The organism is Citrobacter amalonaticus, from assembly GCF_018323885.1.
Classification (GTDB): domain Bacteria; phylum Pseudomonadota; class Gammaproteobacteria; order Enterobacterales; family Enterobacteriaceae; genus Citrobacter_A; species Citrobacter_A amalonaticus.
This window is the reverse complement of the sequence record NZ_AP024585.1, coordinates 4,544,486-4,556,727: the sequence shown is the minus strand read 5'-3', so window position 1 is coordinate 4,556,727 and position 12,242 is coordinate 4,544,486. Positions and strand designations below refer to the sequence as shown.

Sequence of the window (12,242 nt, the reverse complement as noted above, 5' to 3'; positions counted from 1 at the left end):
ATTCGACGTATTTTCCGGATGATGGGATGAATAACAACACTTTCAATTTCCAGACATTACACCCGGATACCATCATGGATGCGCTGTTTGAGCAGGGGATCCGGGTGGATTCTGGTCTTACCCCGCTTAATAGCTATGAAAACCGTGTCTATCAGTTCCAGGATGAAGACCGTCGGCGTTTTGTCGTTAAATTTTATCGCCCTGAGCGCTGGTCAGTTGATCAGATCCTGGAAGAGCATCAGTTTGCGATTGAGCTGCTTGAGGATGAAGTCCCGGTTGCTGCGCCGTTGGCTTTTAATGGTCAGACGCTATTATCGCATCAGGGGTTCCACTACGCGATTTTTCCAAGTGTAGGCGGTCGACAGTTCGAAGCGGACAATATCGATCAAATGGAAGCGGTGGGCCGTTATCTGGGGCGTCTTCATCAGACCGGCCGTAAGCAGCCATTTACCTGGCGACCGACCATCGGGCTGGACGAATACCTCGTCGAGCCGCGTAAACTCTTCGAGCATGCCCAACTCATTCCGTCCGCACAAAAGGCCGCATTTCTGAAAGCGACGGATACGCTGATTGCGGCCGTCACTGAGCGGTGGCATACAAATTTTGACAGCCTTCGTCTACATGGCGACTGCCACGCTGGAAATATCCTCTGGCGCGAGGGGCCGCTGTTTGTCGATTTAGATGATTCCCGCAACGGTCCTGCCATTCAGGATCTGTGGATGCTTCTTAATGGTGATAAAGCTGAGCAACGTATGCAGCTTGAAACGATTATTGAAGCTTATGAAGAAGTTAGTGAGTTCGAAACATCTGAAATTGAACTGATTGAACCTTTACGTGCTATGCGTTTGGTTTATTATCTTGCCTGGCTGATGCGTCGTTGGGACGATCCTGCGTTTCCTAAAAACTTCCCGTGGTTAACTGGGGAAGATTACTGGCAACGACAGACCGCGACATTTATCGAGCAGGCAAAAGTCCTGCAAGAACCCCCCTTACAATTAACACCCATGTATTAATCGGAGACGTAATCATGAAAAAGATTTGGCTGGCGCTGGCTGGTATGGTTTTAGCTTTTAGCGCATCGGCAGCGCAATTCGAGGATGGTAAGCAGTATACCACCCTGGAAAAGCCCGTTGCCGGTGAACCGCAGGTGCTGGAGTTCTTCTCATTCTATTGCCCACACTGCTACCAGTTTGAAGAAGTCCTTCATGTTTCTGAGAATGTGAAGAAAAAACTTCCTGAAGGCGTCAAAATGACCAAATACCACGTTGAGTTCCTGGGCCCGTTGGGCAAGGATCTGACGCAAGCGTGGGCCGTCGCGATGGCACTGGGCGTAGAAGATAAAGTGACTGTGCCGATGTTTGAAGGGGTACAGAAAACCCAGACCGTGCAGAGCGTTGCAGATATCCGTAAAGTGTTCGTGGATGCCGGTATTAAAGGCGAAGATTACGATGCCGCGTGGAACAGCTTTGTCGTGAAATCACTGGTTGCGCAGCAGGAAAAAGCTGCTGCCGATCTGCAACTGCAGGGCGTGCCGGCGATGTTTGTTAACGGTAAATATCAGGTGAATCCGCAGGGCATGGATACCAGCAGCATGGATATCTTTGTTCAGCAATATGCTGACACGGTGAAATACCTGGTCGGTAAGAAATAAAAGCAGCGCCGGTCAGTGACCGGCGTTTTTAGTTGTCGCTTTAATCTCTTCTATTAACACGTCTTTTTCGCTCCATAGCGTATTCAGCCATAGCTGGAAACGACGCTTAAATCCTTTATCGTTAACGTAGTCGCCGTGCAGTTCTTCCTGAATGGGTTGCATGTCCACGCGAACCACTATGCGCGTTAGTTTTCCGCTCAGCATATCGAAGAAGGGCGTACGGTCGTTTTCCGGATAGCACAGCGTAACATTAAGTAATTTATCGAACTGCGAACCTAACACATTCAGCGCCATCGCAATGCCCGCCGCCTTTGGTGGCAACAGGTGTTGATATGGCGAGCGGGTCTGCTGACGTTTTTCTTCGGTAAAGCGGGAGCCCTCGACGAAATTAACGATCGTGGTGGGATGCGCGCGGAATTTCTCGCAGGACCGACGGGTAGTCTCGACATCTTTACCGCGGCGTTCCGGGTGGCGCAGGAGATAAGCGCGCGAATAGCGCTTCATAAATGGCATATCCAGTGCCCAGCAGGCGAGGCCGATAAAAGGTACCCAGGCCAACTGTTGCTTAAGGAAGTACTTGTTCATAGGAATGTGCTTGCGAAAGAGTACGCACAGTACCACGATGTCCGCCCAGCTGTGATGATTACACACCAGCAGATACCAGTTTTTCTTGCTCAGTCCTTCCAGGCCCTGCACATCCCATTTCAGCCATGGATTGAGATGCAACAGCAGGGCGAGGCCTTCACACCAGCAATACATCATGAAATTACAAAACAGAGATACCTTGCGCCAGACGAACGGAACGGGCAGCAGGAGCTTTACCAGTCCGGCCAGAATGATCGGTACGGAGCACAAAATTGTGACCACAATGGTCAATGCAATGCTCAGCAACAGGGTGACTGTAGCGAGTAATCTCGCCATGATTAAATTATTCAAAGGATTAGCCATAAACAGTACGCTAAAGTCGCGCAAGGGGGCTGATTTTATCAGAAAATGACTCAAATGACGGTTCTTCGCGACAGAGAAAAACACGCCATATCTATCCACATTCAGTAATTCAATGAAAACATAAAGGGTTTATTCTGTCGTTTTTATAATTAATTGAATTTAAAGAATATTATAAATGATGGTTAACGCATCGTTTTGAAATTAATGCGATGAAAATTAATTATTCACAAAGTTATCCACAGGCGGCTTTGCGAGCGATCCAGAAGATCTGCAAAAGAATTACGACAAATGTGGTGAAAAACTCATGTTTTCATCCTGTCTGTGGCATCCTTTATCCATAATCTGATAAACAGGCACGGACATTATGGTTCAGATCCCAGAAAACCCACTTATCCTTGTAGATGGCTCCTCTTATCTCTATCGCGCATACCATGCGTTTCCGCCGCTGACCAACAGCGCAGGCGAACCGACAGGCGCGATGTACGGTGTCCTCAATATGCTGCGCAGCCTGATCATGCAATATCAGCCAACGCATGCCGCAGTGGTATTTGATGCCAAGGGTAAAACCTTCCGTGACGAATTATTCGAGCATTACAAATCGCATCGCCCGCCGATGCCGGACGATCTGCGGGCGCAGATCGAACCGCTGCATGCCATGGTGAAGGCGATGGGGCTACCGCTGCTGGCTGTATCTGGCGTGGAGGCGGACGATGTTATTGGTACCCTGGCGCGTGAGGCAGAAAAAATGGGGCGCCCGGTGCTGATCAGTACTGGCGATAAAGACATGGCCCAACTGGTCACGCCAAATATCACACTCATCAATACTATGACTAACACCATTCTTGGTCCGGATGAGGTGGTGACAAAATACGGCGTGCCGCCGGAACTGATCATCGATTTCCTGGCGCTAATGGGCGATTCCTCCGATAACATTCCGGGCGTACCGGGGGTCGGGGAAAAGACCGCGCAGGCATTGCTACAGGGGCTGGGCGGCCTGGATACTCTTTATGCTGAGTCCGATAAAATTGCCGGGTTGACGTTCCGTGGTGCGAAAACTATGGCGGGTAAACTTGAGCAAAACAAAGAGGTGGCATACCTCTCCTATAAACTGGCGACGATCAAAACAGACGTTGAGCTGGAACTGACCTGCGAACAACTGGAAGTGCAACAACCCCAGGCTGACGAACTGGTTGGGCTGTTTAAAAAGTATGAATTCAAGCGCTGGACCGCTGATGTCGAAGCGGGCAAGTGGTTACAAGCAAAAGGGGCAAAACCGGCGGTAAAACCGCAGGAAACGATTGTCATTGATGAAGCCCCGGAAGAAGCCGCTGTCGTACTTTCTTATGAGAATTACGTGACCATTCTCGATGAAGCGACGCTGGAAACGTGGATTGCGAAGCTGAAAAAAGCGCCAGTGTTTGCCTTCGATACCGAAACCGACAGTCTGGATAACATCTCCGCCAACCTGGTAGGGCTCTCATTCGCTATTGAGCCGGGAGTGGCGGCTTATGTGCCAGTGGCGCATGACTATCTGGATGCGCCGGATCAAATCTCCCGCGACCGTGCGCTGGCGATGCTCAAGCCGCTCCTGGAAGATGAAAACGCGCGTAAGGTCGGGCAAAATCTCAAGTACGATCGCGGCATTCTGGCGAATTATGGTATCGAACTGCGCGGCATCGCTTTTGATACCATGCTCGAGTCGTACATTCTGAACAGCGTTGCCGGACGTCACGATATGGACAGTTTGTCCGATCGCTGGCTGAAACATAAAACCATCACTTTTGAAGAGATTGCGGGTAAAGGGAAGAACCAACTAACCTTTAATCAGATTGCGCTGGAAGAGGCGGGACGTTACGCGGCAGAAGATGCCGATGTCACCTTACAGCTGCATCTGAAAATGTGGCCAGAGCTGCAGCAGCACAAAGGGCCGCTGAACGTCTTTGAAAACATCGAAATGCCACTGGTACCGGTGTTATCTCGTGTAGAGCGTAACGGTGTGAAGATCGACCCCGCGGTGCTGCACAAGCACTCCGAGGAGATCACGCTCCGTCTGGCGGAGCTGGAACAGAAAGCCCATGAGATTGCAGGAGAAGTATTTAACCTTTCTTCAACCAAGCAGTTGCAGACGATCCTATTCGAAAAACAGGGCATTAAGCCGCTGAAGAAAACCCCAGGCGGCGCGCCGTCAACCTCTGAAGAAGTGCTGGAAGAACTGGCGCTGGATTACCCGCTACCTAAAGTGATTCTTGAGTATCGCGGTCTGGCGAAGCTGAAATCGACCTACACCGACAAACTCCCGCTGATGATTAACCCGAAAACCGGGCGTGTGCACACCTCTTATCATCAGGCCGTGACCGCGACGGGCCGTTTGTCATCGACCGATCCGAACCTGCAAAACATTCCGGTACGTAATGAAGAAGGGCGTCGTATCCGCCAGGCATTTATCCCGCCGAAGGATTACCTGATTGTTTCTGCGGACTATTCGCAGATTGAATTGCGTATTATGGCGCACCTTTCACGCGACAAAGGGCTGCTGACGGCGTTTGCCGAAGGGAAGGACATTCACCGTGCCACCGCCGCCGAAGTGTTTGGTCTGCCGCTGGAGACCGTGACCAGCGAACAGCGTCGCAGCGCGAAAGCGATCAACTTTGGTCTGATCTACGGTATGAGTGCGTTCGGTCTGGCGCGCCAGTTGAACATTCCGCGTAAAGAAGCGCAGAAATACATGGACCTCTATTTTGAACGTTATCCCGGCGTGCTGGAGTATATGGAACGCACTCGCGCTCAGGCGAAAGAGCAGGGCTACGTTGAAACGCTGGAAGGCCGTCGTCTCTATCTGCCGGATATTAAATCCAGCAACGGCGCGCGTCGAGCGGGTGCGGAGCGTGCGGCGATTAACGCCCCGATGCAAGGAACCGCTGCCGATATTATCAAACGGGCGATGATTGCGGTCGATGGCTGGCTGGAAATGGAAAAACCGCGCGTGCGTATGATCATGCAGGTACACGATGAACTGGTGTTTGAAGTACACAAAGACGACCTGGACACGGTAGCGAAAAAGATCCATCAGTTGATGGAGAACTGCACACGCATTGATGTACCGCTGCTGGTGGAAGTTGGAAGTGGTGAAAACTGGGATCAGGCGCACTAAGTGCTCGCGAGATAACGCGCTTTTTTCGTAATTAAGCAACATAAGTGCGCGATTTTTGTGATGGGTATTGGAATTCCCTATGTAAAGAATGAAAAAAAATTACAAAAAGTGCTTTCTGAGCTGCTCAAAAAAGAGTAAAGTTATTCGCGTAGGGTACAGAGGTAAGATGTTCTATCTTTCAGACCTTTTACTTCACGTAATCGGATTTGGCTGAATATTTTAGCCGCCCCAGTCAGTTTCTGACTGGGGCGTTTTTTATGGGCGAAAGAAAGATAGGGTCGGCGTGCCAAACCGGATAAGACGCACCGCGTCGCTATCCGGCGTCGCGATGAATTACTCCCCGCCCTGATCCTCTTCCACCGGCGCCAGTTCGTTAAACCAACTGTCCAGCTTCTGCCGTAATTTATCCACGCCCTGCTTTTTCAGCGATGAGAAGGTCTCAACCTGCACATCGCCGTTAAAGGCTAATACTGCTTCACGGACCATATTCAGTTGGGCCTTACGCGCCCCGCTCGCCAGTTTGTCCGCTTTCGTCAGCAGCACCAGAACCTGGATGTTGCTCTCGACGGCCCACTGGACCATCTGCTGGTCGAGATCTTTTAGCGGGTGGCGAATATCCATCAGCACCACCAGTCCCTGCAGGCTCTGGCGTTTTTCCAGATATTCACCCAGCGCGCGTTGCCACTTGCGCTTCATCTCTTCCGGCACTTCGGCGTAACCATAGCCGGGCAGGTCAACAAGGCGTTTGCCGTCGACCACTTCAAACAGGTTAATCAATTGAGTGCGGCCAGGCGTTTTCGAAGTCCGCGCCAGGCTCTTCTGATTGGTCAGCGTATTCAGCGCGCTGGACTTACCTGCGTTGGAACGGCCAGCAAATGCCACTTCAATCCCCGTATCGGAAGGTAAATGGCGAATATCAGGCGCGCTCATCACAAAGTGCGTCTGTTGATAATTCAGGTTAATCAAAGCGGTCGTCTCCGTCAGTCAAAGCTTTGCCGCGATTATACCTGAACAGGAGCAAAAGACTGATTTTTCGACATGGGTCTGTTGTGAGTAAAAACCCTGCATATTGTGAGACATTGCCGATTGTTCTTATACGAAATTTCAGAGTAATTGCAGAGAAAATAATTAAATAAATCAACTAAATCATACTATTAAAAGGTATGTAATATTCTGAAAATGGCTGAACTGTGCGGCCAACGACTTGTTACTTTACTCCAAAAGAGTAGAGTAACCCCCATAGCGAGGATAGCTGTACAGGAAGACGACTCAGGATGAGGGTCAGGAGCGCCAGGAGGCGAAGACACAGGATTGTCAGGATGACAGGCGTTCGGAGACGTTGGTATACGGAAACGGAAAAGACACGGAATGTTCCAGGCTGACGGAAAAACAGGGTGCGTTGATAGCCGACAGGGAATGTAGGACCCGTTCAGGGTTGTGAGTAAGGTGAAAAGGCGACAGAGCAATCTGTCGCCTTTTTTCTTTATTTCTGCTAGATTCCGGCGCAATTATATACTGAATAAAACAGCCAAAGACGAATCACTATGAAATCCACTTCTACACCACGCGGCAAAGGCCCTGCAAAGGCACGCCGTAAAACCCGCGAAGAGCTGAATCAGGAAGCTCGTGACCGCAAGCGTCAGAAAAAACACCGTGGACACGCGGCGGGTAGCCGTGCGACCGGTGGTGACGCGGCGCCAGGTGGTAAAAACAAGAACCAACAGAAAGATCCACGCATCGGCAGTAAAACCCCTATTCCATTGGGCGTGACCGAAAAAGTCACCAAACAGCACAAACCGAAGAGCGAGAAACCTATGCTTTCACCGCAGGCTGAGTTGGATTTACTGGAAACAGATGAGCGCCTGGATGCGCTGTTAGAACGTCTTGAAGCAGGCGAAACCTTGAGCGCGGAAGATCAGTCCTGGGTGGATGCCAAACTGGATCGCATCGATGAACTGATGCAGAAGCTGGGTCTCTCCTACGATGATGACGAAGAAGAGGAAGATGATGAGAAGCAGGAAGATATGATGCGCCTGCTGCGTGGCGGTAACTAACGGTTTACACCGTGGGCCTGCCCGTCCTGCTTATAACCCTTCCGGTTATATGTTATCTGGTGTGGTTATTCGTTAAACTACAGCGGTTGTCGCGGCGACAGAAGTGGCTGCGCAGCCGGCTTAGTACTCGAAATGGAGTGCGGCCGGTACGCCGTACCCGCCAGAGACGCCATCGGAAGGAGTGAGCATGTCAGAACAACAAATAGACTGGGATCAGGCCCTGATCCAGAAATATAACTATTCCGGGCCGCGCTATACCTCGTACCCGACCGCGCTGGAATTTTCTGATGCGTTTGGCGAACCGGCATTTTTACAGGCTGTCGCGCGCTATCCTGAGCGTCCGCTCTCGCTTTACGTCCATATCCCGTTTTGCCACAAGCTCTGCTACTTCTGCGGCTGCAATAAGATTGTGACCCGTCAGCAGCATAAGGCCGATCAGTATCTGGATGCACTCGAACAGGAAATTCTGCACCGTGCGCCGCTGTTTGCCGGACGCAAGGTCAGCCAACTGCACTGGGGCGGCGGCACGCCGACTTACCTGAATAAAGCGCAAATCAGTCGCCTGATGGCGCTGCTGCGAAATCATTTCCACTTCAATGCGGATGCGGAGATTTCGATCGAAGTCGATCCCCGTGAGATTGAGCTGGATGTGCTCGATCATTTACGCGCGGAAGGCTTTAATCGTCTCAGCATGGGCGTGCAGGACTTCAACAAAGAGGTCCAGCGACTGGTTAACCGTGAGCAGGATGAGGAGTTTATTTTTGCGCTGCTCAATCACGCACGTGACATTGGCTTTACGTCGACCAATATCGATCTGATCTACGGTTTACCTAAACAGACGCCGGAAAGTTTCGCCTTTACCCTGAAGCGGGTTGCGGAATTAAGCCCCGATCGTCTGAGCGTCTTTAACTATGCGCATTTGCCGACGCTGTTTGCCGCGCAGCGCAAAATAAAAGATGCCGATCTGCCCAGCGCGCAGCAGAAGCTGGATATTTTGCAGGAAACCATCTCCTCGCTGACAGAGACCGGCTATCAGTTTATTGGTATGGACCATTTTGCCCGCCCGGATGACGAACTGGCGATTGCCCAGCGCGAAGGCGTTCTCCACCGTAATTTTCAGGGATATACCACCCAGGGTGACACCGATCTGCTGGGGATGGGCGTTTCTGCCATCAGTATGATTGGCGATTGCTATGCCCAGAACCAGAAAGAGCTGAAACTCTACTATCAGCAGGTGGATGAGCAGGGAAATGCCTTATGGCGCGGTATCGCGCTGACTCGCGATGACTGTATCCGTCGTGACGTCATCAAGTCGCTTATCTGCAATTTCCGTCTCGACACTGCCGCAGTTGAGCAGCAGTGGGATCTGAACTTCGCGGATTATTTTGCCGAAGACCTGAAGCTGTTGGCGCCGCTGGCGAAAGATGGGCTGGTGGATGTGACAACGAAGGGGATTCAGGTCACGCCGAAAGGGCGTCTGCTGATTCGCAACATTTGCATGTGCTTTGATGCGTATCTGCGCCAAAAAGCGCGGATGCAGCAGTTCTCACGCGTGATATAAAAACGTTGCCCGGTGGCGCTAACGCTTACCGGGCCTACGATTGATGTTACCTGTAAGCCAGATAAGCATAGCGCCATCCGGCACAGTGTTAGCTGAACAGCCCAACCAGCGCGGCGCACAGTACTGCGGCAACCGCAGTTTGTGGCGTATGGCTGTCGACCGCTCCGCTTGATAGCAGATTTATAATCGATTCCAGCATGTTTTGTCCCCCGTTTGCCGGGCACGATCATACTGAACTCATCGGAACAGTAAAGTGCAAAATAACGGCAATTTGCGCTCAATTATTAATCTTTACACAACCGTGTGACGTTACTCCATTCCCAGCTCTTTCAACTTACGCGTCAGGGTATTACGCCCCCATCCGAGCAAGCGTGCCGCTTCCTGTTTATGGCCCTGTGTATGGCGTAGTGCTGTGGTCAGCAACGTGCGCTCCATTTCAGGTTGCGCTTCCGACAGCAGGTTTTGATGACCGGATCGCAGCGCCCGATCCGCCCACTGCGCCAGAAGCGTGGCCCAACTGTCCGGCTGGAGATGCGACGGGCTTTCGGGCGCGGTGGCTTCGAACAGTTCAGCGGGGAGATCCTGAATTAATACCTCTTGTCCAGCCGCCATTACGGTTAACCAGCGACAGGTATTTTCCAGTTGGCGAACGTTACCCGGCCATGCCAGCCGCGTCAGCGCCGCTTCGGTTTCCGGGTGCAATAACTTAGCTTCTACGCCCAGTTCGCGCGCTGCAACCTGCAGGAAGTGGCGGGCCAGGCGCGGAATATCCTCCCGGCGCTCGCGCAACGGCGGCAGGTGTACGCGGATGACGTTCAGACGATGGAATAAATCCTCACGAAACTTGCCTTCCTGCACACGCAGTTCCAGGTTCTGGTGAGTCGCGGCGATGATTCGCACGTCCACCTTCACCGGCGCATAGCCGCCAACGCGATAAAACTGTCCGTCGGCTAATACGCGCAAAAGACGGGTCTGCACATCCAGCGGCATATCGCCAATCTCATCAAGAAACAGCGTGCCGCCATCGGCCTGTTCGAAGCGTCCCTGACGAATGGTATTCGCTCCGGTAAATGCCCCTTTTTCATGACCAAACAGCTCGGATTCGATCAAATCTTTCGGAATCGCCGCCATGTTGAGCGCGATAAACGGCGCTTTGGCGCGTGGGCTGTGGCGGTGCAGGGCATGGGCGACCAGTTCTTTACCCGTCCCGGACTCCCCGTTAATCAACACGCTGATGGAGGAACGCGAGAGCCGCCCGATAATACGAAATACATCCTGCATGGCCGGCGCTTCACCGATGATGTCGGTTGTCGGGCCGTTGATCTGAATATTGCGCGGCTGCTGCTGTTCCTGATAATGGCTGATGGCGCGTTCAACCAGCGCTACCGCTTCATCGATATCAAAGGGTTTCGGCAGATAATCAAACGCCCCTTGCTGATAGGCGCTGACGGCAGCATCCAGATCGGAATGCGCAGTCATTATGATGACCGGCAGCATTGGATGACGCTGTTTAATCTGTTTTAACAGCGCCAGTCCGTCCATCCCCGGCATGCGAATGTCGGACAACAGTACGTCCGGCGTTTTGCTCGCCAGCGCGCCCAGCACGTCGTTGCCGTTTTCAAAGGTCGTACAACTCAGACCCGCCCCGGCGAGAGCACGTTCAAGCACCCAACGGATGGAACTATCGTCATCGACTACCCAGACTATCCCTCGTTGCATAAGCACCTCTATTTCCGAATCGGCAGATAAACCGAGAACTCGGTATGGCCTGGCCAACTGGTAAATTCAATTTTGCCGGAATGCTGATCGATCAAATTACGGGCGATGGATAATCCCAGCCCGGTGCCGCCTTCGCGGCCGCTGACCATGGGGTAAAACAGCGTATCCTGTAAGTGGGAAGGAATCCCCGGTCCGTTATCTTCGACGTCGATACGCGCCGCCAGGCGATAGCGCTCGCCGTGCAGCGTGAGCTGGAACGCGGTACGGGTACGTAGCACAATCTCCCCACCGTCTGCCCCCAGAGCCTGCAATGCATTACGGACAATATTCAACAACACCTGCTCGATCTGTTCCGGGTCGTGCGGCAATTCCGGTAGGCTGGGATCGTAATCGCGGACCAGCGTGACGTTGGCCGGTAATTCCATAGAAACCAGCGCCACCACGCGCTCTGCCACCTTATGAATGCTTTCCGTGACATGCGTTCCCGGCATCTGCGGGCCCAACAGCCTGTCGACCAGATTACGCAGTCGATCAGCCTGTTCAATAATGACTTTGGTGTATTCCAGCAGCGCCGGGTCGGGCAGGGCTTTACTTAATAGCTGTGCAGCGCCGCGTAAGCCACCGAGCGGGTTTTTAATCTCGTGTGCCAGTCCTCGCACCAGATCGCGCGCAGCGACCTGCTGAGCGTGCTGTAGCTGCTCCTGGCTCAGGCGGCGCTGATTATCCATCGGCGCCATTTCGAGCAGGATCTGGCCGTCTGGCAAACGCTGCGCGGTGAGCGACAGAATGTGTGAACGCCCATCAATCACCAACGTGACCTCATTGTCGGTAAACCCTTGTCCCGCCTCTAAGCTTTCACGCATCAGTTCGATATTCAAAGAAAAATAGCTCAGGAGTTCAGGAAGCGGCGTACCAAACAGTTTGCGGGAGCTTTGGGCGAGTAACTGCTGCGCGGCCGGGTTGGCGTAATGCACCGCCAGCTCATCGTCGACCAGTAAGATGCTGTTGATTAAAGAATTGAGGATCTGCCCAGCATCGGGCAGCGTGCCTGTTGCCATACAGCAGTCTCCTGAAAAATTTGCACCAATTTAGTGCATTATAGCTTTTTATGTAGAAAAAGCGCGAAGGATCAGATTGTTGACGGTGAAAAAAGCCCAT

At 52.3% G+C, this 12,242-nt stretch carries 11 protein-coding genes and 1 pseudogene; 7 read left to right on the top strand and 5 right to left on the bottom strand.

The features are described from left to right. Positions 1-26: 26 nt before the first annotated feature. Complete coding sequence (locus KI228_RS21500; protein ID WP_044265132.1) at positions 27-1,013, top strand: serine/threonine protein kinase; 987 nt, start codon at positions 27-29, stop codon at positions 1,011-1,013. 14 nt (positions 1,014-1,027) lie between these two features. After that, positions 1,028-1,651, top strand: coding sequence for a thiol:disulfide interchange protein DsbA (dsbA, locus tag KI228_RS21495; protein WP_042325410.1), 624 nt, complete (start codon positions 1,028-1,030; stop codon positions 1,649-1,651). A gap of 12 nt (positions 1,652-1,663) precedes the next feature. On the opposite strand, the gene yihG is transcribed toward dsbA, so the two are convergent. Then, the gene (gene yihG / locus KI228_RS21490; protein WP_043001789.1) at positions 1,664-2,599 is read right to left on the bottom strand and encodes a 1-acylglycerol-3-phosphate O-acyltransferase, YihG family; all 936 of its coding nucleotides are present in this window, start codon (positions 2,597-2,599) and stop codon (positions 1,664-1,666) included. A 364-nt stretch (positions 2,600-2,963) separates the two neighbouring features. On the opposite strand from yihG, the gene polA reads away from it, so the two are divergent. Further along, on the top strand, positions 2,964-5,750 hold the full coding sequence (gene polA, locus KI228_RS21485; protein WP_042998842.1) for a DNA polymerase I: 2,787 nt from the start codon (positions 2,964-2,966) through the stop codon (positions 5,748-5,750). Between the two features lie 166 nt (positions 5,751-5,916). Next, positions 5,917-5,964 (top strand): small protein SpfP, encoded by a 48-nt coding sequence (gene spfP, locus KI228_RS24680; RefSeq protein WP_071892919.1) that lies wholly within the window; start codon positions 5,917-5,919, stop codon positions 5,962-5,964. Positions 5,965-6,083: 119 nt separating this feature from the next. Here the strand turns inward: spfP and yihA are convergent, their stop codons facing one another. Further along, the gene (gene yihA, locus KI228_RS21480) at positions 6,084-6,716 is read right to left on the bottom strand and encodes a ribosome biogenesis GTP-binding protein YihA/YsxC (RefSeq protein ID WP_042998843.1); all 633 of its coding nucleotides are present in this window, start codon (positions 6,714-6,716) and stop codon (positions 6,084-6,086) included. A gap of 213 nt (positions 6,717-6,929) precedes the next feature. Here yihA and KI228_RS24540 point away from each other — a divergent pair. The 3 genes and pseudogenes from KI228_RS24540 (at position 6,930) to hemN (ending at position 9,365) form a co-directional block, all read left to right on the top strand. Beyond that, positions 6,930-7,191: pseudogene (locus tag KI228_RS24540) on the top strand (hypothetical protein). A 103-nt stretch (positions 7,192-7,294) separates the two neighbouring features. Continuing rightward, entirely contained in the window at positions 7,295-7,804 is a 510-nt protein-coding gene (gene yihI, locus KI228_RS21475) for a Der GTPase-activating protein YihI (RefSeq protein ID WP_061069443.1), read from the top strand. Between the two features lie 187 nt (positions 7,805-7,991). Further along, positions 7,992-9,365, top strand: coding sequence for an oxygen-independent coproporphyrinogen III oxidase (hemN, locus tag KI228_RS21470; RefSeq protein ID WP_044257149.1), 1,374 nt, complete (start codon positions 7,992-7,994; stop codon positions 9,363-9,365). Between the two features lie 88 nt (positions 9,366-9,453). Here the strand turns inward: hemN and KI228_RS21465 are convergent, their stop codons facing one another. The 3 genes from KI228_RS21465 to glnL all read right to left on the bottom strand — a co-directional run bounded on the left by KI228_RS21465 (position 9,454) and on the right by glnL (position 12,142). Continuing rightward, a complete protein-coding gene (locus KI228_RS21465; protein ID WP_090050632.1) occupies positions 9,454-9,564 on the bottom strand; it encodes a YshB family small membrane protein in 111 nt (36 codons plus the stop codon). A gap of 110 nt (positions 9,565-9,674) precedes the next feature. Then, positions 9,675-11,084, bottom strand: coding sequence for a nitrogen regulation protein NR(I) (glnG, locus tag KI228_RS21460; RefSeq protein ID WP_042998847.1), 1,410 nt, complete (start codon positions 11,082-11,084; stop codon positions 9,675-9,677). 8 nt (positions 11,085-11,092) lie between these two features. Continuing rightward, positions 11,093-12,142 (bottom strand): nitrogen regulation protein NR(II), encoded by a 1,050-nt coding sequence (gene glnL / locus KI228_RS21455; RefSeq protein ID WP_042998848.1) that lies wholly within the window; start codon positions 12,140-12,142, stop codon positions 11,093-11,095. Between the last annotated feature and the right edge of the window lie 100 nt (positions 12,143-12,242).

Excerpts from the sequence above, each read along its gene's own strand:
- KI228_RS21500 (WP_044265132.1), top strand. The coding sequence starts at position 27 with ATGAATAACAACACTTTCAATTTCCAGACATTACACCCGGATACCATC.
- dsbA (WP_042325410.1), top strand. The coding sequence starts at position 1,028 with ATGAAAAAGATTTGGCTGGCGCTGGCTGGTATGGTTTTAGCTTTTAGC.
- yihG (WP_043001789.1), bottom strand. The coding sequence starts at position 2,599 with ATGGCTAATCCTTTGAATAATTTAATCATGGCGAGATTACTCGCTACA.
- polA (WP_042998842.1), top strand. The coding sequence starts at position 2,964 with ATGGTTCAGATCCCAGAAAACCCACTTATCCTTGTAGATGGCTCCTCT.
- yihI (WP_061069443.1), top strand. The coding sequence starts at position 7,295 with ATGAAATCCACTTCTACACCACGCGGCAAAGGCCCTGCAAAGGCACGC.
- hemN (WP_044257149.1), top strand. The coding sequence starts at position 7,992 with ATGTCAGAACAACAAATAGACTGGGATCAGGCCCTGATCCAGAAATAT.
- KI228_RS21465 (WP_090050632.1), bottom strand. The coding sequence starts at position 9,564 with ATGCTGGAATCGATTATAAATCTGCTATCAAGCGGAGCGGTCGACAGC.
- glnG (WP_042998847.1), bottom strand. The coding sequence starts at position 11,084 with ATGCAACGAGGGATAGTCTGGGTAGTCGATGACGATAGTTCCATCCGT.
- glnL (WP_042998848.1), bottom strand. The coding sequence starts at position 12,142 with ATGGCAACAGGCACGCTGCCCGATGCTGGGCAGATCCTCAATTCTTTA.